The 22,757-nt window shown below is 41.6% G+C and carries 22 protein-coding genes and 1 pseudogene; 6 read left to right on the forward strand and 17 right to left on the reverse strand.

The window, feature by feature from the left end; translation table 11 throughout:
* Positions 1-12 precede the first annotated feature (12 nt).
* The 4 genes and pseudogenes from panF to ABN702_RS11325 all read right to left on the reverse strand — a co-directional run bounded on the left by panF (position 13) and on the right by ABN702_RS11325 (position 3,175).
* Positions 13-1,475 (reverse strand): annotated as a pseudogene (gene panF, locus ABN702_RS11310) (sodium/pantothenate symporter).
* A complete protein-coding gene (locus ABN702_RS11315) occupies positions 1,472-1,825 on the reverse strand; it encodes a YhdT family protein (RefSeq protein WP_417900739.1) in 354 nt (117 codons plus the stop codon). The pseudogene panF and the gene ABN702_RS11315 overlap by 4 nt, the downstream one beginning before the upstream one ends.
* The gene (locus tag ABN702_RS11320) at positions 1,826-1,978 is read right to left on the reverse strand and encodes a hypothetical protein (protein WP_417900740.1); all 153 of its coding nucleotides are present in this window, start codon (positions 1,976-1,978) and stop codon (positions 1,826-1,828) included.
* Positions 1,979-1,999: 21 nt separating this feature from the next.
* The gene (locus ABN702_RS11325; protein WP_417900741.1) at positions 2,000-3,175 is read right to left on the reverse strand and encodes an acyl-CoA dehydrogenase family protein; all 1,176 of its coding nucleotides are present in this window, start codon (positions 3,173-3,175) and stop codon (positions 2,000-2,002) included.
* A 255-nt stretch (positions 3,176-3,430) separates the two neighbouring features.
* On the opposite strand from ABN702_RS11325, the gene ABN702_RS11330 reads away from it, so the two are divergent.
* The 5 genes from ABN702_RS11330 to ABN702_RS11350 all read left to right on the forward strand — a co-directional run bounded on the left by ABN702_RS11330 (position 3,431) and on the right by ABN702_RS11350 (position 9,049).
* A complete protein-coding gene (locus tag ABN702_RS11330; protein WP_417900742.1) occupies positions 3,431-5,125 on the forward strand; it encodes a peptide ABC transporter substrate-binding protein in 1,695 nt (564 codons plus the stop codon).
* A gap of 78 nt (positions 5,126-5,203) precedes the next feature.
* Positions 5,204-6,136 carry an ABC transporter permease gene (locus ABN702_RS11335; protein WP_417900743.1) on the forward strand — a complete coding sequence of 311 codons (933 nt, stop codon included), beginning with the start codon at positions 5,204-5,206 and terminating at the stop codon, positions 6,134-6,136.
* Positions 6,136-7,071, forward strand: coding sequence for an ABC transporter permease (locus ABN702_RS11340; RefSeq protein ID WP_417900744.1), 936 nt, complete (start codon positions 6,136-6,138; stop codon positions 7,069-7,071). The genes ABN702_RS11335 and ABN702_RS11340 overlap by 1 nt, the downstream gene beginning before the upstream one ends.
* Positions 7,072-7,085: 14 nt before the next feature.
* The gene (locus tag ABN702_RS11345) at positions 7,086-8,084 is read left to right on the forward strand and encodes an ABC transporter ATP-binding protein (protein WP_417900745.1); all 999 of its coding nucleotides are present in this window, start codon (positions 7,086-7,088) and stop codon (positions 8,082-8,084) included.
* An 11-nt stretch (positions 8,085-8,095) separates the two neighbouring features.
* Positions 8,096-9,049, forward strand: a complete 954-nt coding sequence (locus ABN702_RS11350) for an ABC transporter ATP-binding protein (protein WP_417900746.1) — start codon at positions 8,096-8,098, stop codon at positions 9,047-9,049.
* A gap of 330 nt (positions 9,050-9,379) precedes the next feature.
* On the opposite strand, the gene ABN702_RS11355 is transcribed toward ABN702_RS11350, so the two are convergent.
* The 10 genes from ABN702_RS11355 to ABN702_RS11400 all read right to left on the reverse strand — a co-directional run bounded on the left by ABN702_RS11355 (position 9,380) and on the right by ABN702_RS11400 (position 20,205).
* Entirely contained in the window at positions 9,380-10,837 is a 1,458-nt protein-coding gene (locus tag ABN702_RS11355; RefSeq protein WP_417897474.1) for an IS1182 family transposase, read from the reverse strand.
* Positions 10,838-11,143: 306 nt separating this feature from the next.
* Positions 11,144-11,914 carry a hypothetical protein gene (locus ABN702_RS11360; protein ID WP_417900747.1) on the reverse strand — a complete coding sequence of 257 codons (771 nt, stop codon included), beginning with the start codon at positions 11,912-11,914 and terminating at the stop codon, positions 11,144-11,146.
* Positions 11,915-11,938: 24 nt separating this feature from the next.
* Entirely contained in the window at positions 11,939-12,811 is an 873-nt protein-coding gene (locus ABN702_RS11365) for a GNAT family N-acetyltransferase (RefSeq protein WP_417900748.1), read from the reverse strand.
* Between the two features lie 149 nt (positions 12,812-12,960).
* Positions 12,961-13,407 carry a pyridoxamine 5'-phosphate oxidase gene (locus ABN702_RS11370; protein ID WP_417900749.1) on the reverse strand — a complete coding sequence of 149 codons (447 nt, stop codon included), beginning with the start codon at positions 13,405-13,407 and terminating at the stop codon, positions 12,961-12,963.
* Between the two features lie 170 nt (positions 13,408-13,577).
* Positions 13,578-14,816, reverse strand: coding sequence for a D-alanyl-D-alanine carboxypeptidase family protein (locus ABN702_RS11375; RefSeq protein WP_417900750.1), 1,239 nt, complete (start codon positions 14,814-14,816; stop codon positions 13,578-13,580).
* A 196-nt stretch (positions 14,817-15,012) separates the two neighbouring features.
* Positions 15,013-15,480 carry a GNAT family N-acetyltransferase gene (locus ABN702_RS11380; protein ID WP_417900751.1) on the reverse strand — a complete coding sequence of 156 codons (468 nt, stop codon included), beginning with the start codon at positions 15,478-15,480 and terminating at the stop codon, positions 15,013-15,015.
* A gap of 63 nt (positions 15,481-15,543) precedes the next feature.
* Positions 15,544-17,136, reverse strand: a complete 1,593-nt coding sequence (locus tag ABN702_RS11385) for a M2 family metallopeptidase (RefSeq protein WP_417900752.1) — start codon at positions 17,134-17,136, stop codon at positions 15,544-15,546.
* Positions 17,137-17,151: 15 nt separating this feature from the next.
* Positions 17,152-18,399: a GNAT family N-acetyltransferase gene (locus tag ABN702_RS11390; RefSeq protein WP_417900753.1), complete on the reverse strand. Its 1,248-nt coding sequence runs from the start codon at positions 18,397-18,399 to the stop codon at positions 17,152-17,154.
* Between the two features lies 1 nt (position 18,400).
* Complete coding sequence (locus ABN702_RS11395; protein ID WP_417900754.1) at positions 18,401-19,291, reverse strand: GNAT family N-acetyltransferase; 891 nt, start codon at positions 19,289-19,291, stop codon at positions 18,401-18,403.
* Positions 19,292-19,584: 293 nt separating this feature from the next.
* The gene (locus ABN702_RS11400; protein WP_417900755.1) at positions 19,585-20,205 is read right to left on the reverse strand and encodes a TetR/AcrR family transcriptional regulator; all 621 of its coding nucleotides are present in this window, start codon (positions 20,203-20,205) and stop codon (positions 19,585-19,587) included.
* A gap of 173 nt (positions 20,206-20,378) precedes the next feature.
* On the opposite strand from ABN702_RS11400, the gene map reads away from it, so the two are divergent.
* On the forward strand, positions 20,379-21,131 hold the full coding sequence (gene map / locus ABN702_RS11405) for a type I methionyl aminopeptidase (RefSeq protein ID WP_417900756.1): 753 nt from the start codon (positions 20,379-20,381) through the stop codon (positions 21,129-21,131).
* A 95-nt stretch (positions 21,132-21,226) separates the two neighbouring features.
* Here the strand turns inward: map and ABN702_RS11410 are convergent, their stop codons facing one another.
* From ABN702_RS11410 to ABN702_RS11420, 3 genes are read right to left on the reverse strand one after another with little or no spacing between them, the layout of a single operon-like run.
* On the reverse strand, positions 21,227-21,778 hold the full coding sequence (locus tag ABN702_RS11410) for a GNAT family N-acetyltransferase (protein ID WP_417900757.1): 552 nt from the start codon (positions 21,776-21,778) through the stop codon (positions 21,227-21,229).
* A 10-nt stretch (positions 21,779-21,788) separates the two neighbouring features.
* Complete coding sequence (locus ABN702_RS11415; RefSeq protein WP_417900758.1) at positions 21,789-22,127, reverse strand: hypothetical protein; 339 nt, start codon at positions 22,125-22,127, stop codon at positions 21,789-21,791.
* Positions 22,128-22,144: 17 nt separating this feature from the next.
* On the reverse strand, positions 22,145-22,654 hold the full coding sequence (locus ABN702_RS11420; RefSeq protein WP_417900759.1) for a GNAT family N-acetyltransferase: 510 nt from the start codon (positions 22,652-22,654) through the stop codon (positions 22,145-22,147).
* Positions 22,655-22,757 lie beyond the last annotated feature (103 nt).

The following is a 22,757-nucleotide window of genomic DNA, read 5'->3' on the forward strand; positions in this document are numbered from 1 at the left end:
GTTTGAGTTCCTTTATAGCATATACTTTTCTATTATCCTTTTTTGCATTTCTCTATTTTTTGATTTTCCTAAAACACTTAAAGTGATATAGGCAAGAAGAGAAAATACGACTGGAAGCACGACACTGTGCATCCCAAACACTCCATCCATAAATGTTACAATCACTATGTAGGAGAGTACTCCTACGAGGATGGAGCCCAGAGCTCCATAAGCATTTCCTTTTTTCCAATACAATCCAAGTACAACTGGCCAAATGAATGCAGCCTCAAGTCCACCAAAAGCAAACAAATTTAAAGTAATGAGGAAATCAGGTGGGTTGATTGCCATAAAGAATACAAGAATACCGACTATTCCTGTTACTCCCAAGCTCATTTGACGGATCTTCTTTTCCGGAGCATCAGGACTCACATAGTTCAAGTAGATGTCTTTCACAATGGATGAGCTGACTATCAAAAGAAGGGAGTCTACTGTAGACATGATGGCAGCCATAGGAGCAGCCAATACGATACCAGCCAGCCAGGGAGGAAGTACCTCCATTGCCAGCAGGGGCATCACAGTGTCCGGTGTCGTAAGTCCTGGGAGCACCGCTCTTCCAAAAACACCTGTCAAATGCATCCCTAGCATAATGAATCCGACCACAATAGTGCCGATAATCAAAGCTGTATGCATGGCCTTTGAATTCTTGTAGGACATAGCCCTTACTGCCACTTGGGGCAATCCCACTACCCCCACTCCCACCAAAATCCAAAAGGAGGAAACATAAAGTGGAGTGAGCCTGCCGTCCGCCCCAAAAGGAGTAATCAGGTTCGGATTTTCGGCAGAGAGTTCTCCCATTATGGTAGAGACTCCCCCTCCAGCGACGATTGTCCCGGCTAAAATGATCACCGTCCCTATCACCATCACCACACCTTGTATCCCATCTGTTATCGCTACCGCACGGAAACCTCCGATAATGACGTAGACTAGGACTGAGACCGCAAAAATGAACAGCGCAGTTGTATAAGAAAGGCCTGTAATCGATTCAATGAGGATAGCACCACCTATCCATTGTGCCGTCATGGCGGAAAATAGAAAAATGATGATATTTGCAGCAGACAGAATGACCACCCACTTGTTCTGATAACGTTCCTTCAGGAAATCTATCAGGGTGATTGCCTTCATTTTACGTGACATGATGGCAAATTTCTTCCCAAGAATAGTCAGGACAAAATACCCTGTCACCACTTGGATCATCGCAAGCATGACCCAGCCCAGTCCCGTATGATAGGCAATCCCCGTCCACCTATAAAGCTTGAGGCGCTTCCATATGTTGCGACCATTGTCATGGCCAAAAGCAGTCCACCGAGCTCCCTCCCTCCAAGAAAATAGTCCTGCACGAAGGAGTTGGAACGGGAGAGACTTCTAGATGCCGCGATTCCTATAAGAAAAATAAGTATTAAAAAAGCGATAAGCGGAAGAATCACACCTATTTTCATCGTTCGTCTCCTCTCTCCGATTCCAGAGGAAGATCTTGAAAGAAATTTTTCACAACAACTATCACAATGGCAACTATTACAATAAAGCCGAGAATACAACTATAAAAAAACCAGTCCGGAAAACCCAGGATATAAGAATAGGATTCCACCGGTCTTGATCCGAATCCATAGCCGAAGCCATACCACCAAATAAAATGAAATACAGCCAACAAGACGCCTATCCAAGCCTCTTTATGCGCAATGGGATAACGCCAGTCCTTTTTAATCTTTCTACCTCCATTATCGTCCAAAAGAAATCCTCCTTTTACTCTTCTTTCTATTAAGATAGACGATGCTCCGATTCTTTCCATTTACTGTACTCCAAACTCAAGCCAATCATAGGTTACAGGTGCTTCCTGATGTAAAAAATAGAAAACAATTGCCGCCACTATTAAAAATAGCCAGCGCAAGAGAAAAAAGCTAATTTCTAAATGATGATCCGTTTTTCTGATAGTATGGTTCACTTTTCCCACGCCTCACTAGTATCATTTGCTTTTTTTTGTACCAAACGCCCTTTTAGCCATCATTTCCACAGTCAGGTCGTCTGCAGGAGGATTATGCAAGCCTGCTCGGACGTCCCGATAGTGCCTTTGAAGAGGGTGATTCGAATGCAGGCTTTGGGCACCAACCACCCTCATTGCTTCATCCACTACAGATAATGCAGTGTTGGTGGCGATATATTTTGCAGCTGCAAGATCTTCCACTAGTTCATTCCGAGTGTCCGGTGATTCGTCCCACTTCTTGGCTACACTATATAAAAAATGCCTCGCAGCAGTTAACTCTATATCCATTATGCCGATCCGCTCCCGCACTTTCGGGACATGGCTAATCGGATGCGGAAGACTGTTTGGCTGATAGGCTTCCGCAAACTGGACAGCTTCGTTTCGGGCTGCTATTGCAATCCCCAGATAGCAGGCAGGTATATGCAGCAACCAGCCTTGTGGTTTTGGCTCCCTTGTGCCTTTCTTAATATAAAGAAGGCCCTCTGAATCCACTTTAACATTTTCCAAGATCAAATCATCGCTTCTTGTGGCACGCATACTCACAGAGTTCCAAGTTTCGCAAATCGAGAGACCATTCATCTCACGGGATAAAAGGAACTCCCCTACTTCACCGGTATCTTCAATAGTGGCAGAGACAATGAAATAATCAAGGATTGGTGCCATGGAAGTGAATGTTTTTCTTCCATTAAGAACCCATTCACCTTCATCCGTTTTTTTCGCACTCGTTTCGGGAAGTCCCCCTCTTGCCGGGCTCCCTGTACCAGACTCTGAATGGGCCGAGTTGATGATTTTATTATCTCGAGCTATGTAATTGCATATTTTTTTAAAAGTACCCTCCGGCCAAGGTAGGTATGTTGATACATTCATCAAGACGCCTAAGTGCCAGCCCAAGCAAAGAGCTGTCGGACCATCGCCTTGTGCAATCGTCTCCTGAAGGAGAATAAAGTCGTACAGTCCAAAACCTTTGCCGCCATAATGTTCAGGTATGGTTGTATCCAGAAGGCCAGCTTTCTTTATCTCATCAAAATTTTCAAAAGGAAACATCGCTTGCCTATCATAGTTTGCAGCACGAGTTGCAAAAGAGGCAGAAAGATTCTTGGCAACTTCAAGAAGCTCCTTCTGTGACTCATTCGTTTCAAAAGTTGGAAGGTAATTCATGCTTTATTCCCCTTTCCAGTATTTCTATTATTTTATCACAAAGACAATAAAAGCCTTTCATAATTTAGCATTGTCACTATTCACCCTACCATTGGTAAAACAGATTTTTGCAGAAAAGGAACGAATAATGTCAAAAAATTTAAAATATAGAGAATTATTTTTCGATTACTATGTTTTTTTTCTATCTGCAGTAGTACAATAAAAAATGAAATCTTCATAGATTTCTAATTTTGTTAAATACAAGGGGGTTATTTTGTGAAGAGCAAGTTTTATCTTTTTTCCGCTTTACTGTTAGTTGTTGCACTTTTATTGTCTGCATGTAGCTTTAGCGAAAGCACGAGTAACAATAAAAATAACAACAACGAAACAGAGAGTCCGACTGATTCAGAAAACGAGGGTACCACTGATGAAGAGTCCTCATCTCCAAAGGTACTTCGACTTAATAATGGATCAGAGCCCGGATCCCTTCATCCAGCATTGGCACAAGGAACGCACGATTCTTGGATTCTCGAGCATACTTTTGAGGGATTGACCAAGAAGAATGCAGAAGGCGATATTCAACCCGGTATGGCATCTGAATGGAATACCGAGGACGGCGTAACCTGGACGTTCACATTGAAGGATGATGTATATTGGTCCAACGGTGACCCTGTTACTGCAGAGGATTTCGAGTACGCTTGGAAGCATGTATTGAATCCTGCTACTGCAGCCCAGTATTCCTATCAGCTCTACTACTTAAAAGGCGCAGAAGCCTACAACTCTGCTGAAGAAGGTGCCGATCTTGCGGCGTTAGAAGCTGAAGTAGGGGTAAAAGCTGTAGACAGCAAGACTCTGGAGGTAACGCTTGCGCAGCCGACACCGTACTTCTTGGATCTAACTTCTTTCTATACTTACTATCCAGTAAACAAAAAAGTTCAGGAAGCAAATAAAGATTGGGCTTTGGAAGCAGAAACGCATGTTTCAAACGGTCCATTCTACTTAGCTGACTGGAAGCATAAAGAAAGCATCGCAATCAAGAAGAATGATAAATATTATGAAAAAGACATGATCAAGCTTGATGAAGTTCAATTTGTCATTATTGATGATGAGAACACAGCTTGGCAAATGTACCAGGCCGATGAACTGGATCTAGTATATCCGTTGCCACAGGATGTTCAGGGTCAATTAATGGCGAGCGATGACGCTGAATTCCATATCGGACCTGACCTGGCAGTTTATTACTTCAATATCAATAATACAGAGAAGCCGTTCAACAACGCTAAAATAAGAAAAGCACTTTCCCTGGCTATCGATCGTCAGACAATTGTAGAACATGTTGCACAAGGCGGCCAGACACCTGCATACTCCATCGTACCTCCTGGAATTCCTGATGTGAACGGTGACTATCAGGAAAATACAGGTAAATTATTCGAGGAAAATGTAGAGGAAGCGAAGAAGCTTCTTGCTGAAGGCCTTGAAGAAGAAGGTCTGGATGAGCTTCCTTCCTTTGTATATTTGTATAACACATCAGAAGGACATAAAGCCATTGCTGAGGCAGTACAAGAAATGTGGCGTAAAAACCTTGGTGTGGAAACTACGCTTGAAAATGTTGAATTCCAAGTCAAATTGGACAGTGAACAAGCCGGTGACTATACTGTTTCCCGTGCAGGCTGGGTAGGAGATTATGTAGATCCGATGACATTCCTGGATCTTTGGGTAAGTGATGGACCATACAATGATGCCCGTTTCAAAAACAGCGAGTATGACGAGCTTATCTCAAAAGCAAAATCTACTCTTGATCAAGCGGAACGCATGGAAGCAATGCACGCGGCAGAAAAGATCCTTATGGATGAAATGCCAATCATCCCAATCTATTTCTACACAAAACCGTATGTACTAAAGCCATCCGTAACAGGCATTTATGACCCAATCAACAGCTATCCACAGTTCAAGTATGCTGACATAAAGTAATGATGAGTGGAAGAGAGAGGGCCTTTTCGGGTCCCTCCCTTCTTTTTTTAAAATGCTAGTTATCGGGGGTCATGATTCATGCTGAAATATACGTTTAAGCGACTTGGATGGGCAGTATTGACTTTATGGGCCATCATTACACTTACCTTCATCCTGATGCACAGTGTCCCTGGAGACCCATTTGCAAGAGAAGGAACCATGCCTGAATCCGTTCGTGAAAATCTCAACCGCTTTTATAATCTGGACAAACCTTTAATTGTACAATACGGACTTTACCTGAAGAGTGTCGCCATTGATTGGGATTTTGGTCCATCCTTGAAATCTTCTACACTATCGGTCAATGATTATATAAGTAAAGGCTTTCCCGTATCTTTTCATTTAGGTATACAATCTCTATTCATCGCCATTTCTTTCGGTCTGATATTAGGCATTATCGCCTCCCTCAATCGAAACAGGTGGCCGGATTATATTGCCATGATTCTTGCCATTATTGGCGTATCGGTTCCAAGTTTTATTCTTGCCACCATCCTCATCAACTATTTTGCAGTTGAGTGGAGACTTCTCCCTGTTGCAACATGGAAATCCTGGGCTCATACCATTCTTCCTTCCATATCTCTTGCGATGTTGCCGATGGCCTATATAGCAAGATTGATGCGTTCGAGCATGCTCGAAGTGATGGGGCAGGATTATATACTGACAGCTACTGCAAAAGGATTATCCAAAAGTACCATTGTCATAAAGCACGCTATTAGAAATGCGATTCTGCCAGTTGTCACAGTAATTGGTATCATTGCGGCCAACCTCGTAACAGGAAGCTTCATCGTGGAAAGTATTTTCGGTATTCCTGGTATGGGTGACATGTTTGTTAATGGTATCTTTAATCGTGATTATCCTGTCATTCTCGGATCCACCATCTTCTACAGTGCCATTTTGATTTTCCTCATATTTATAGTGGATGTTGCTTATACCTGGATTGACCCACGAATTAAGGTGACAGGAGGCAATGGGTGATGGGAGAAAAACAATATTCGAAAGATTTTGAGGCTATGTTTGAAAGGGTCGAGCATTCCTCCTCCGAGCAGGAAAAAATAGCCGGCCCAAGTATATCCTATTGGAAGGATGCCTGGATCCGATTAAAAGACAATAAATTGGCTATGGTCGGATTCATCCTGATTATCTCGATGATTGTAATGGCAATAATCGGTCCTTATTTGAGTGGCTATTCCTACTTTGAACAGGATTTCACAAAAAAGAATCTCCGCCCTAACAGTGAGCATTGGTTTGGCACCGATTCTTCAGGACGTGATCTATTTACAAGAGCGTGGTACGGAGCACGCTATTCCCTGCTTATCGGATTGATGGCTGCCCTTATCGACTTTGTATTTGGGGTATTATACGGTGGGATATCCGCCTTGAAGGGTGGCAGGATGGACAACATCATGATGAGGGTGGCTGAAGTCCTTTATGCGATTCCCTTTTTATTGATGGCGATTCTTATGATGGTCGTTTTGGACCGGGGCCTTCTATCCATCATCATCGCCTTAACTATTACTGGTTGGATACCAATGGCCCGGCTGGTAAGGGGGCAGATGCTGCAACTGAAGGAATATGAATTCGTCCAAGCTGCAAACGCCATGGGAGCAACAACTGGATGGAAATTGCGAAAGCATATGATACCTAACACTTTGGGACCTATTTTGGTCAACATGACATTAACTGTTCCAACTGCCATTTTTGCTGAAGCTACACTCAGCTTTCTTGGTTTAGGTATTCCAGCACCAAAAGCAAGCTGGGGTACAATGGCAAGTGATGCACTGGGAAGCATTCTGATAGGCAATTTTTATCAGCTTCTTGTCCCTGCCATCCTCATATCCTTAACCATGTTTGCTTTTAATGTATTCGGAGATGGTCTACGGGACGCGCTAGATCCTCGCTTACGAAAATAAAGGAGGAATCTTTTTTGGCAAACCTATTAGAGGTGGAAAATTTACACGTATCCTTTCACACATACGCTGGAGAGGTTCAAGCCGTAAGAGGCGTTTCCTTTACGATAAAGGAAGGGGAAGCAGTAGCGATTGTAGGGGAATCGGGCTGTGGGAAAAGCGTGACAGCCAAAGCGATTATGCGGCTGCTCCCCCCTGCAATTACGGAAATAAAAGATGGGAACATCACTTTTGATTCCTCTGATCTTCTGGCACTATCAGAGAAAAAAATGCAGTTTTTTAGAGGAAAAGAAATGAGCATGATCTTTCAGGACCCTATGACTTCCCTGAATCCAACCATGCGAATTGGAGATCAGATAGCAGAAGGCCTTATCAAGCATAATAAGGCTTCCTCAAAAAAGGCGGATGATCAGGCAGTCGAACTGTTAAGGATGGTAGGTATCCCTGAGCCGGAGAGACGGCTCAAGCAGTATCCCCATGAATTTTCAGGAGGAATGAGGCAGCGTGCCATGATTGCAATAGCCCTAGCCTGCCAACCGAAGCTTTTACTTGCCGATGAACCGACCACTGCTTTGGATGTTACGATTCAAGCTCAAATACTGGAGCTATTGAAGGAACTGCAGCAGAAACTGGGTACCTCCCTTGTTCTGATTACTCATGACCTTGGAGTTGTTGCAGAAACATGTGAACGAGTTGTTGTCATGTATGCAGGACAAGTGGTGGAAACAGGGAAAGTGAAGGATATTTTCAACAATCCCCTTCACCCTTATACCCAAGGCCTCTTGAAAACGATACCAAGGATCGATCGGGACAGAAAGCAAACCTTGGAGCCGATACCCGGGACTCCTCCAGACCTTTTGGATCCCCCAAAAGGTTGTGCATTCTTCGCCCGTTGTCCTTACGCAATGAAAATATGTCAATCAGAGACACCGGAACTTTTGGAAATAGAAAACAAACAACTGGCCAGATGCTGGTTACACCACCCTATTGCCAAACGTATGTACCAGGAAAGCTAGGAGGTCGGAGAATGGCAGGAAGTAGTGCTTTAGTAGAGATTAAGAATTTACAAAAACATTTTTCTATCAGTGGCGGAACCGTCAAGGCGGTGGATGGGGTAGATCTCACCATCCATCAGGGGGAAACAGTGGGTCTTGTAGGGGAAAGCGGTTGTGGGAAGTCGACCATCGGGAAAACAGCGATCCGCTTACTTGAAGCTACTGCAGGGGAAGTTCTTTTTGACGGAAAGAATATCTTCTCTTTATCACCGAGGGAAATGAAGGCGTTACGTAAAGAAGTACAAATCATATTCCAGGATCCTTACGCTTCCCTCAATCCAAGGATGACAATTGAAGCGATAATTGGTGAACCCCTTGATATCCATCAAACATTGAAAGGCAAGGCAAGAAAAGATCGGATCAAAGAATTACTGAGACTTGTAGGATTGAACGAGGATCACATGCAAAGGTTTCCACATGAGTTTTCCGGAGGACAAAGACAGCGTATCGGAATAGCAAGAGCACTTGCCCTTCAACCAAAATTCATTGTCTGTGACGAGCCGATTTCCGCGCTTGATGTATCTATCCAGGCTCAGGTCGTTAATCTTCTAAAAGAATTACAGGACCGATTTAATTTAACCTATTTATTCATAGCACATGACCTATCCATGGTGCGCTACATATCAGACCGAATACTTGTGATGTATCTTGGTCAGATGGTTGAGCTTGCAGATAGCGATGAGCTTTGCAAAGAACCATTGCATCCCTATACACAAGCTTTGTTGTCCGCAGTACCGACTCCTGCACCCAATGGGAGACGGGAGAGGATCGTACTGACTGGAGATGTCCCAAGTCCGATGAATCCCCCTTCCGGCTGTGTGTTCCATACAAGATGTCCGCAAGCCATGGAAACATGCAGAGTAGAGAAGCCGAAATGGCAGGAGGTCAAGCCGGCACATTTTGTAGCTTGCCACTTGTATGAATAGTGTTTTATTACCCTATTATTAAAATGCAAAAGAGCCTTTCGATAAGGCTCTTTCAGACGGTAGACAACATCGAGGTAATTCGAGGTTGTCTACCGTTTTTTGTGTGCCTGTATAATAAAGCCCGTTGATTTCCGTTCCAGGCACTGCGCTTTCCGCGGGCGGTCCGGGAGCCTCCTCGACGCATACGCGTCTGCGGGGTCTCCCTTGTCCCTTCCTCGAAGCCACTGAAAAACGAGTTTATTATTTGAATTTTATTTAAAAAACTAAACAAAAAGAGCTTAATTGGCAATTGCCACCCAATTAAGCTCACATTTCACCCTATCTTACTATTTATTTTTCATCGATTAGCTTAACTATTCGTTTTAAATTTACTGCGAATATCGTAGTGGCACCTTGAATTTGCATCCCAAATAGACCTGCGGCTTTTGATTTTTCATACCCATGTCTATTCTTTAACTCACTATTCTTTGCTTCAACTTTATATCTTGAGCGGGCAAGTTCTTTGAATTCATCTGTCTGTTGAAACGCTTCTTGTACTAAGTGTTCATTTGATTTTATAGGGATGGAGTAGGTCTTCGACTTAGCTCCTTCTTTATAGCACCCTCGACGAATCGGGCAAGCTTTACAAACCTCAACGTTCCAGAAATATTTTAGTTGATCGTTACGGTTTGTTCCCCTTTTCTTTATCAGTCCACTCGTTTTCGATAAGTGCCCAGCAGGACAAGTAAATCGGTTTGCGTCTTTATTAAATACAAAACCATCTTCTTTTTCCCGGGTGCCGTTTGTGATGACCGGATGCAGCTTCGCTACAAGTTTTATGTTTTTTTTATGAGTATAAATCAAATTATCTTTACCGGAGTAAGCGGTATCTCCACCTACTGCATCTACTTTCATCCCTGCCTGGTTAGTTTTCTCCACTAGTTCTTTTAGGTATTTACCATCGGCTTTTTCTCCTGATGTGATTACGGCAGCAGTGATAATTCTTTCGTCAGAAATAGCTAGGTGGGTTTTATATCCAAGAAAAGAGTGGTCTTCCGATTTATGTCCAACCCGTGCGTCGGAATCTGTAGAGAAATGAGTTTGGTGATTACAATCTTCAAATGCCTCTTTTAAATGGTTTAGCTTTTCATTGACTGCAGGGATCTGTGAATATTGTGGATTATTTTCTAAGACATCTACTAAATTTTCCGTGTAGTCTAATTCTGCTTGTAAATCTTTACTTACTGGTTTTTCAGGGAATATTTTTTTTGCTTTTTCATCAATTTGGTAGACAGCTTTGCGCAATAGTTTTGATTTTTCCTGAAGATATTGCTTAGCTGTTTTAGATCTATAACGAGAATTTGTATGTGTAGAATCGATAAAGATTATGTTTTGTTTAATAAGATTATGTTCGATTGCGATATCTACAGTTTTTCCAATTAACATATCTAGAATTTCCATATCCTTAAGACGAAGTCTTCGGAATTTGGTGAGTGAGCTAGGGTTGATTACGGATTCTTCTGGAGCCATATCTAAAAAGAATTTAAATGACATATCATATTTTGAGCGCTCCACCACGTCTACATCTGATAGGTCGAAAATTACCTTTAACAATAAGTATTTAAACATTCTGATTGGTGGTATGGCATTACGTCCGTTATCGAGGGAATACTTATTTTTCAGTTCTTCGTGTATGAAGGAAAAGTCCACAATTCCGTTGATTCTTCTTAGTAGGTTATCTTTCGGTACTACTAAGTCATAAATCTTGGCATAGGGACTCAAAGCGAATTCTTCTTGGTTCGTTAACATAAGCACACCACCTAAAGTTAGTACTTTTATTATAAAATAAAATAACTAGACAAGCCTTAAAAAATTTAGGTTTGTCTAGCTATAGGAGCACTTTTTCAGTGGCTTCCCCTTCCTCCCGCAGGAGTCTCCGTGCCTTCCACTCCAATCAACTGAGTTCTCTAAATTCATTATAGAATGATAACCACGTGTATATTAAGATAGTAATAGATTATACATGAGATGATAATGATGCTTACTAAAGAGAGATCCCTTTTCAGTTTGTAGACAAAAGGTGTTAGGAATGGTCACTTTTGTAATAGGTATAGGCTATTCTTTTTCTATGTACTCAAACTTGGAAAGTGCTTCTTTCACAAAATCTAGATCCATACCCATATTCAAGGCTATCCGCTCCGCCCAATCCTCTTTTGAAGAGAGCGCTTGCTCGATCTTCAGTCCGGAAAGACTGCTTTCAAAGCTTTTCCAGTTATAAAACTCCCAATGGGTGACTTCTTGCGACCCTTTTCTTCTAACCCTCTTTTCACATAAGGCTTTCCAGATCCTAGCTTGGGATAATTCACCTGCCCTTTGTAAATCTTCAATGGTATATGGAGTTAAAGGAAATGTCTGTTTGGAAATTTTACCATTATTTCTAATATATGATATGGTGAATCCCCCTGATTCCGCTTCCACTTTTACGTGAGCACCAGGAAAAAAACCCTCTAATATCTCTCCGCTAAAGCTATCATGGTTTTTCTCAACAAGGATGGGTTGTATCCATTGGTCCCCCAGATCACAATAGTACTTTTCTCCATTTTCACCTAATGCCATAACGGCTACATGTGCCTTCTCATCAAAAAAATCATGACCAATTGGATAGGCCTCAATGCCAGCCTCCTTCAATTCAGCAAGGAGCCAGATTGCCAAATCAAAGCAGTTGCCACCAGCTCCAAATCTTTCGAAATGTTCCTTCATTTCCATGACAGACCGCTGCTTCTTGTCCCTCTTATCATAAAAATAAGCTTTTGTGATAGTATCCATTCCAACACTATCAAACTTTCTCCAAACCTTCAGGATGTTCTTTGGCGCTTCCACATTCATTCTTCCCCTCAGAAATATTTTGCACTATCCATTGTTTCTATGTGATTCATAGATTGGAATTAACACTGCATTACACTCTTTTTCGTAAAACTCTATAGGCCCTGCACCCTCTATCACTACATATCGATAGTTCTTTTTCTTCAGATCAGACAAGCAATGGTGCAGCAATTGTGCTCCAAGCCCCTTGTTTCTCTCTCCTGAGACAACTCCCATTGGTCCAAAGGTGCCTTTTTTATTTTCAAAGGACTCATAGCATGCAAACCCTACAATTCTATCTTTCACTACAGCTAGAAAGATGGATATTTCATCTTTTTGAAAGCCGTTTCGAATGGACACTATCCAACCTGAACCAAACTGCTTCTCCACTAAATCCAATAAAGCTTCAAGATCTGCCCTCTTTGCTCTTCTGATGAAGGTAGATGCCCCCATACTATCCTGCACTTGGTAGTAATCCATTGCTACCAGTAAATCCCGAGATGAGCAGACTGTTTTTTCCACAAAGGCTCTATCCTTTTCGGTAAGAAGCGAGTGGATAATGGGATCCAATTTAAGAAGAGCCTGCATAAGATGTCCTTCATTCAAGCGGATCTGGTTGTATCTATGCATCCTGCCTGCCGCAAATTTGAATACACTCTCTACTTCAGGAGAGACAGGCACTGTACAAAGCGGTAGATTTATAGGAGATGAGTGAAAATGTTGAAGACTTCTAGAAAAATCATGCAAAAAGTTATACCCATATCCTTTAACTAAATAGGAGGATAGTTCTTCACATACTCCGCTACTCTCTTCACACATTGCGAGAAATAAATGAAATGGAGTAAGAACTTGATGGTCCTCCACTTTATCCGTCGCCAATTCCAGAATTCGATTTACTCGGTCGGTGAAAACGATGTCCATTCAGGCTAACACTCCTCTACACTGTCTTCATATAGTCAAGTTTTACTATGCTTTATTTTATCATTAATGAGGGAATTTTTAGAAGCTTTTGTGAAATTTTGGGCACACAAAAAATGGGACGGCCCAATTTAGGTACGTCCCTTCTGCAACTAGTTCTTCAACATTTCATATACTTCTTCATCTAATTTCTTAGCTAGCTCTGCATCATATGTTTTTACATATTCCGGTTCCTGCGTGATTTGTCCACCATAGAAGATGACATCTTCCACAGACTCAACATCCACAGTGACAATGCGATATTTCATTGTTTTATCAATTACATCTGAAACCGTCCCTTTTCCGCTAACGGAATAGCAGCTGCCGGCTCCAACTACTCCCAATAAAAGATCCGGATTATCATCAATATTAAATGCGCTTTCGGCTTTATGTCCCAATGCAAATTTAATGGTCTTCCCATCCTGATGGGCAACCAGCCAAGAAACGATACTCAGGTTCGGTTTCTTCGTTTTCTTATCCGTCGTGATCAACGATACAATTTTTTCACCCTGAAGTAAGTCGATAAGTTCCTGTTTAAGCGTTGCTTCTACTCTTGCCATTTTGAAAACCTCCTCTAAATTACATATTCATATTATATACATGGAATGGATACTAATCCAAATATTACTTTCATTACCCAATTATTGAAATCTAAAACGTGGATGTTCTCTCATATATTCAACAAGGAAAAAGGGCAGGAAAATATAACTTTTCCTGCCCCCTTTGGGATTTAATGATAATATTTACTTCTTCTTGCATAGCTCACGGAATCGGAAAATCTTCCCTGATTCTTTTTTCTTCTGCGGCGCTTTTGATTCCAGCCAAGTAGCCATATAAAGATAAAAAGGATGACTAAAAAAATGCCCAAAGAAAAGAAGCTGCTTTTTTGGTTTTCAGGCTGGGAGGAAGCTGCAGGGTTGTCCTTTTTTTCTGTGGACGCCAATGGACTTATTTCATTCTTCACTTGCTCCACAATTACATCTTCTTTAATATTCTCCCGGCCACCTGTTTTCACAACAAGCTGGTCTGCAGCATTTACAGCAAAGCTGATTTCTTCATCCTCCTGTTTGGAAACATGTATATCCTTTGTCAGCATAAATTCTCTCCCAGCAGAATCACTGATCATCTTACCTTTTGGAACTTTGACCGTTTTAAAATTAAGAAATCCATAGTCCAGGAGATTCATCGTGTCCTTATAGGAATAGTATTTGGAAGCCGCTTTTAATGTAACCACAAGCAGTTCCTTTCCATTACGCTCAGCGGTTGTGACAAGTGTGTGGCCTGATTCCGGCACATATCCATTTTTAACTCCTGTAGTACCTTCATAATCCCATAACAGTCGATGATGATTGTAGAGGGTAGTTTCCCAGCCCTCGCCAATCCACTCCATCTCTTTCGTCCCTACAATTTCACGGAATGTCTCGTTTTCCATGGCATATTGGGCAATTTTCCCCATATCCTCTGCTGTCGTGACATGTTCAGGATCAAAAAGTCCATGAGGATTTTTGAAGGCAGTATTTTCAGTACCTATTTCTTTTTCCACAAACTCTGTCATTCGTTTGGCAAACTCTTTTTCACTGCCATTCAAATGCTCTGCTATGGCTGTTCCTGCATCATTCCCGGAATTGATCAATAGACCTTGTACGAGTTTAAGAAGTGTAACCTTTTCGCCCTCCAAGAGATAAACTCTCGAGCCATCCTGATTACGTGCATTCTCACTGACCGTTACAATATCCTCCAGATTCCCCTCTTCAATGGCAATAATAGCGGTAACAATCTTGGTGATGCTTGCCGGATACATGGTTCTATCACTGTCTTTCTCATAGAGAATATCCCCAGTTTCCGTGTCTATCAGTATGGCCGATTCACTAAATAGTTCTATAGTCTGATTCGCATTTGTTTGTTGAATAGGAAACCCAAGCACTAGCACAGCGGCTATTAGCGCTAAATTTATACATCTTTTTATCATGAAGGAGACATACCTTTCTATAAGAAGTCTAGTATTCTTCTTTAATATTATTTGTCAAAAAAACTCGAAAAAACTCCATATTGAATAGTGTAACGTAAAACACGACTATTTTCATAGTAATATTCAAATTTGTAAAAAATGTAATGTAAAATTAATAGGGACCATAAAAAAGGAATCAAAGTAAATGGGAAACCCATTACTTTAATTCCTTTTCCATTACCAATAATGGCTTTTCTTTGTATAAGACTTCTTTAATTTTTCTGAACCCTAGTCTCTGCCAAAAACGTAAGCCCCTGGTATTGTCTTTATAGCATCCTAACCTGACTGCTGGAACTCCACGGTTCGTCATCAATTTTTCGTAAAGCAGATATGCTTTCTTTGCCAAACCTTGCCCTTCAAAAGACTTGTGAACAAGCAATAGTCCAAGCCACGGGAACTCGTCTTTTGGATTGTACATGGTAAAATCAATGATCCCGATATGTTTTCCTTTCCACTTTAACAAGTATCTTTCTTTTTCTACCTCACCTTCTTCATGTTCGGTCAAAATGTCCTTCATATCCAGCGAGGGTTTACCATCTGATAATAAATTATAGTCCGGCTGTGAATTCATGATTTCCATTTCTTCATTGATAAATGATTTTCCGCTTACCATCAGCTCTAACATGGATATTCCTCCAAAAAAAGAAGAAAACCGTTAATGCATCGGGTTTTCTTCTCTATTATTAACTTATCGTTTTACAGGTGTTTTTTCACAATATGCCTTCACAAAAAATGCCGGATTCAATGGTTCCCCTGTTACCATTTCTATTTTCTTGTTCCAATGATGGGAACTGCCAGGCGCAAGGAATTCATCACGGATATCTGCTCCTACTTGCGGAGTGAAGAACTCATCCGAAATATTGGTTAATATATATTGATGAAGCTGAGCAGAAGTAATCTCACCAAGCAAGTAATTCTGATAGTAGACCGGTGCCAATGTAAAGTGAATCTTTGCTGCCCAATCAGGGTTACTGCGATTCTCTGGAGGATTAACAAGCTGAATCTTTTCCACCGTTTCCCACCATAATGCATTTAAATCCTGATCCGGATTTTCATAAAGCGCTCTCTCAAAGAATACGAAAGTGATGATCCACCTTGCAGAAATGAGCATTTTTAATTGTTCATGCTTTTCTAGACTTGGCGCTAATTTATTCAAAGTCGCATCATCCAGCTTCAGAAACTTCGATAGCCATTCGCGGTTCTCCGTCATCTTACCAAAGAGCATTGCAATAGCTTCGGTTGTCAGAATGTGTGCAGGACTTCGAAGTAATGCAGGCAAATCACGATTGGTATATTTGTTGTAGGCGGCATGCCCAAATTCATGAAGCATCGTTCCCATCCAATATGTATTATCCACATTATTGCATAATACCCGGATGTCCCCTTCACGGTCCATATCCATGCAGAACGCAGTTGGATTTTTCCCATCCCGAGGATTCAAGTCTGAGGACGCATATAACCCCTCAATCGGCATATCCATCGAATCGAATGTTTCAGCTGTAAGTGTCTCCAAATTTTTACCTTTGAAGAAAGGATCAAGGTTTACATCCTTGTTGGCAGGAGCTTCCTGGAAGAATGGATCGGAATAATGCCATGGACGCAGTTCCGATACTTCCACCTGGAATTTCTCTGCAAGGGAGGCATCCAGTTCGATTTTTAGTGCACGGAAGGTTTCATCTGACTGCTCCACAAGATCGGTGAAAATGGTGAATATCTCTTCCAAATCCAGCTCCTGATTTGCGAAGGCCATCTTATAATAGTTTTCATACCCGAGGCTTCGAGCTGCTTCATTTCGCTTTTTAACAAGCTCGAGCAGTTTGGACGATACTTCCGCCCCAACCTCCTTGCTGGCTTTCCATGCTTTCTCTCGTTCTTCATTATTTGTGCTATTTACCAGAATATCACGGATGTCATTTGCTGAAAGCTTTTTCCCATCCACCTCTGGCATATACGTATTAAATAGATAGTTCAGCTCTGATGACATGGAAGCAAGTTCTTCTATCGTCTCCTTGGACATTTGATTCTCTTTCATTTCCGTTTCCAATAGCTCCAATTGGCGCTTCTGCTCTGCACTGAGGTCTTCTTTGGAAAGTAATTCCTTCACTTTTTCAAAACGTTCACTATCTGAGTAGTAAAGGCTGAATTCACTTGATGCTTTTCCTGCTTCCTCTGCCCACTTTTTCTCCCCGGTAGTCTGTGCCATCCAGCCTGCATAGGATGATTTTTTCAATAGAATCTGAAATTGTTCATTCTGTTCTTTTAAGAATTGCTCTACTGTCATAAAATTTCCTCCCTTTTAAAAGCCTGTCATACATATTGGTTTTGGTAATGCTGAAAAAATCAGGTGTAAATCTTTGAGATATTTGTCATCAGAAAGCTGTACCAATCCAAATTGAAATAAACTCGTGAAACTAATTGAACCTATGATTAAAGAGGAAAATTCACCGATGGATAGTTTAACAGTAACATCCGGTTCAATATCTTCCATTACAACCGCATACCCATCGTGGAAATTGACCGATACTTCATGAGTAAGATTTGCAAAGGTATCCGTCACACACCATTTAACATTCAAGTTTGCCGAACCAAATGAATTTGCAGTAGTCTGCTCAAATAATGCACGAACATCCAATACCTTATACATCAGCCCCACACCAGCTGCATTGCTTTCGTGATAAACATGTGGCATCAGATTATCCGAGCCGTTTCTTGGGTCATTCAGCAGGAAATGAAAAGCCTCCTGCTGAGTATTCCAGATAATCTGGTGAATCTGATCCTGCTGCGAATGTAAAAACGTGCAAAGCTCCAATAATGCTTCCTGTGTCTCCCAGACAAATTCTTTCATTAGGATATGATTGGAGATGAAATTTCCAGACTTACTATTTTCAAAAGAGAATACACAATACCCCTTGCATTCGTCTTCTTCCCATACGCCAAAAATCTTAATCTTGGGATCCTGAAATAACCTCTTCATATCTTCCTCGGACCGCACAATCATGCCATGGTTTTTTAATGAAAACCGAGAATAGCATTTGTGAAGTTCCCCAACTTTGTCTTCCGAGAGTTTCTTCATGTTCTGTTTTGATGGACCTTTAGGCAATTCTTTCGGTGCGAAACGGTATTGATTCATCTTGCTCCCATAGCCGTAGCCCATCCTCCTGTAGAAATCCGGGCGGAAAGGATATAAAGCAGCAATGGCTGTTCCTTTATCACGATAGTACTGTTCAAAAAAAGTGATCAGTTCCTTGGCGATTTTTTCTTTCTTGTGAAGTAGATCGACACAGACAAATCCAACTCCACCCAGTTCGATTTGATGTGAGTGAAAGTTCATCGTAAAGTCATGTAAAAGCATGCCACCCACCAGCGTGGTTTCCGAATATGCCCCAAAAAGATTTTTCCCATCAGATTCGGTCTGCTTTTCCAGCCGTTCGACCAGTTTCTGTTTATCTTCCGTGGTATTCACTCCCATACCAGGATAGGCATTCCTGGCAACCTCTACAAAGGAAGGAATATCAACCCTTGATAATGACCGGATGCTTCCCACGCTAGACTCCTCCTTGAACACCTTCTTTTATTCCTTTTTTCATCCAGACTTGGCCTATCCTTTTTGTAAATCCCTTATCAAGCAGGAATTGATAAACCCTTTTATTGGAGATGGCGAAGAATGCCACGGTACAAACATAGTTGACGGAGGATGGTGGAAACAAATATGAAAATAAGGAATCGATCAAGTATTCCGGATTCCCTTTATCCTCCTTTACATAACAATGTGTGACAGTGACGGCTTTCAGAGTTCCGTCTCCGTCATACTCTCTTTTGAAAAGCCCGTATGCAACTGTTTCCCCTTCGTTATTCACCAGTTGTAGTGCCTGCCCCTCCCTCATGGAAAACCACTGGCTTTGCCATGGAGTGTCATGTTTATAAATAGGTAGATACTGAGCATCATTTGCAGACGTGAAAACAGCCTGGTAGTCCAGTGCTCCATAAAATTCAGGAACATCCTCAGTCCGTAAGTGCACCACTTCGTCCACAATTTTGTATCCCTTTTTTTCATACAAGCTGATGGCCTTTGTGTTTTCTATTATTGCTTCGAGTGTGCTTACTTCCACATTTGCTTCCTCATATATTTCCAGAGCCTTATCTATTAATAATTTCCCTACACCTTTTCTTCGGTAATCGCTTGCTACTCCTGTTCCACCGTTCCAGGCCACTCTTTTCCCTTCGATTGTTTTGACTCCACTCAATAGAATCCCGATCGGCTTTTGTTGGTCAAATGCCACAATGGATAATGAGGCTGATAGGTTTTCAAGTCCCAGTCTAGTTGTAAAACGATCCACATCCATTGTCGCATCAAAAAAATATCCTTCAAAGCCGGTGTTCCATGCAGCGACGGCTTCTTCCAATTTACACTCACTCAATTTTTTGATGGTAAACAATGCTTTTCCCCCTTTTGTCAGTCAAGCGCAATCTTCTATTATATTTCTTCATACGCCTGCTTTGTTCGTTACTCAATAATGATTAGATAACCTTTTATACGGATAATCCACATGGGCAATCCCCGCCTTGTCAGATTCTTTTTTATCTTTAATTAAAACTGACCAGACAGTCTATTTTGAGAGTAAAAAAAGGCATCAGTAAACCGACCACTCAGTTTATTTCCATTTAAGCACGAATTTTCAAAAAGTTCAATCTAATATTTTCGACAAATTCCTTTCTCTTTATCCAACTATTATAAGGATGTAACCATGGAGTTGATGACACTTTCCAACTGGTTGACCAGCCTCTCATAGAGCTCATCATTTTCCATCACACATTGATAGAAACAGATTCCATCGAAGGAACTCCAAAACACATTACCAATAAAATCTACGTCAATCTTTTCTGGGAATTCTCCTTTATCAACACCGAATTGAATAATATCCGTTAAGATCTTTTTGTAGACCATCTGGTATCGATTGTACATGAAATCCTTTGTTAACTCATTCCGAACCGAGCTTAACCAAAATTCGATATGGACCCTGCTTGTATTTTCCCAGTTAGGATTCACTTTTACCTGTGAGCGGAACACTTCAAAAAAATGGTCGAGTCTTTCCTTTGCAGTCGGCAGTTTTTCAAGCTTCCCCCTGAGCACCTCGAAGCTTTGGTTGGAATTTACATTCATTAATTCAATATAAATTTCGTCTTTACTTTTGAAATAATTGTAAATGGCTCCTTTACTCATGCCGGAGTGTTTCACAATATCATCAATGGTTGCGACCTGGAACCCTTTCTCTGCAAAACATGCCAAAGCACTTTCGAGAATCATTTTTCTCTTCTTTTCCTTATACTCTTCGGAAACTGCAGGTGGCATTTCCATTCCCCCTTTTATATAAACGACTAGTCGGTTTATTATTCCAATGATACAACATCTTCTTAAAAATGACAGTAAATTCTAAAGAAAAAGAAAACTTTTTTCTTTTCCAATCCATACGAACCTCTTGAATAAGTGATATCTATAATGAAAGAAGGAGAGGAGGAAACCGGATGATAACCTTTAAAAGTGAACGTGAAATCACAAGGATGCACGAAGCGGGCAAACTGCTGGCCGCGTGCCACAAGCTGCTGAGACAGAAAATAAAACCTGGGGTCACTACCCTTGAGATAGATCGGTTTGTGGATGAGTTTCTTATCGCACATGGGGCAAAATCAGAGCAAAAAGGATACAGAGGTTATCCTTATGCAACCTGCGCTTCCATCAATGATGAAATCTGTCACGGATTCCCTCGCGCGGAGTCTTTAAAGGATGGGGATATCGTAACCATCGATTGCGTGGTCAATTTGAATGGTGCGTTGGCAGACTCTGCGTGGTCCTATCCCGTAGGAAAAATAAGTACAGAAGCTAGGAAATTACTGAATGTTACAAAGAAAGCTCTCTATATTGGCATTGCTCAAGCGATTGCTGGCAACAGGACTGGTGATATCGGGCATACCATTCAGGAGTATGTGGAAGGCAGGAACTATTCAGTTGTTCGGGACTTCACCGGACATGGTATTGGAAGGAACATACATGAGGAGCCACAAATCTTTCATTATGGGACAAAAGGCAGAGGAATTCAGCTTAAAGAGGGAATGGTAATTACGATTGAACCTATGGTGAACATTGGAACATGGTTTTCCTTGCTTGACGATAACGGCTGGACAGCTAGAACCGTCGATGGCATGCTCTCTGCACAATATGAACATACCATCGCCATCACGAAGGATGGGCCATTGATTTTGACTTCTCAGGATGACTGATAGCCTTCAGACCTATTCTAGCGGCCAATTTTTTATTAGCCGCTAGCTTTTGTATTTCCGCCGAAATAAATATAAAAAAAACAGTAATCCTCGGATTACTGTTCCTTATTTCCCAGCACTTCCTTTTTTAAAATGGAGAATACATTTGCATCATGAAAGCATCCACCTTGAAACAGGTAGCTGCGAAGCATTCCTTCATGGGTGAAACCCACCTTTTCCAATACCTTTCTGGAACCTGCGTTTTCCGGATATACATTGGCACCGATTCGCTGAAATTTCATGGAGTCGAACCCATAATGCACAAGTGCACGGATTGCCTCGGTCGCATATCCCTTCCCCCAGTGATCCACCTCTATTTCATAGCCGATCTCTGCCCGGAGGTGCTTTTCGGAAATGGCATGGAATCCACAAGTACCTATTAGTTTATTAGTGCTTTTCTCCACAATGCCCCATCGAAATAGCATATTATAATCATCCAGGAAGTCTTTGATAAACTTATCCGCTTCCAACCTGGATTGGAATGGTTCCATCCCATAGTATTTTGTCATTTCCGGATTTGAAAAATAGCTGTATATGGTATCAGCATCCTTTAAAGATAAGCTGCGCAACTGCAAGCGCTCTGTCCTGAGCATTGGTACTGGTTTCAACAAATCTCCCCTACCCTTCTGTCATCTCCGCTACAATATATTGGTTTGTCCACATCTTCAGCATCAGAACGAGGCTCTCATCCCCTCTGGTAAAAACGAAAGTGGAGCCCAGTTGATCTGTCAGAAGCCAGCCATCTGTTTCAATGAGGGAAAGGACCTCCTGAAAACCCGCCCCTTCTTCCATCCTGGCCATTACTGTCACAGTTTCGTTTTCAGTGGAGATGGTCACAACTTCCTTTCCCAAAAGTGCAAGCTTGACAGCACCTCGAACATTTTCATTAAAAGAGAGAAGCACACCTGTCACCAATAATACACCCGCAACGATCAATAATGGCCATTTAAATTTCATTCACATCACCTTTACACCTATATTTTTCTACCCAAGATCACCAAATCCCTTTTTACCCCTTCGAGTTCTGCCACATTGGGTAAATAGCCCCATTTCTCAAAACCGAATTTTTGGAACAGACCGATACTTGGCAGGTTGTGAGAAAAAATGAAGCCGAGCAGATTTTCAATCCCAAGTCCAGGGCATGCCTCCAATGCGTATTTCAGCAGATATGCGCCGAGACCTTTACCTCTTGTGTTTTCATGCAGATAGATGCTGACCTCAGCTGTCGCCTGATAGGCAGGCCTCCCATAAAAGGATTGGAAACTCAGCCATGCACATATTTCATTCTTCTCCTTGTCCACAACCACCCATAATGGTCTGTTCAGCTCATTATGGTCGTGGAACCAGGCAAGCTTGTCCTCCACTGCAACTGCATTTGTGTCGGCTGTAACCATTTTGCTTTCAATGGTCGAGTTGTAAATGGCAATAATGGCAGGAAGGTCTTTTTCCTCTGCATTTCTGATTTCTAATTGTAGGTTTTCCATGATGATTCACCTTTCTAGTATTCTATGCTTTCTACTTTTATTTAGTATATAATTTCATTTCAAATCTGAATAGAAAAAAAAAACCAGCCATACTAGGCTGGTC

It is taken from the genome of Bacillus haimaensis (genome assembly GCF_048270625.1).
Classification (GTDB): Bacteria; Bacillota; Bacilli; order Bacillales; family Bacillaceae_I; genus Sutcliffiella_A; species Sutcliffiella_A haimaensis.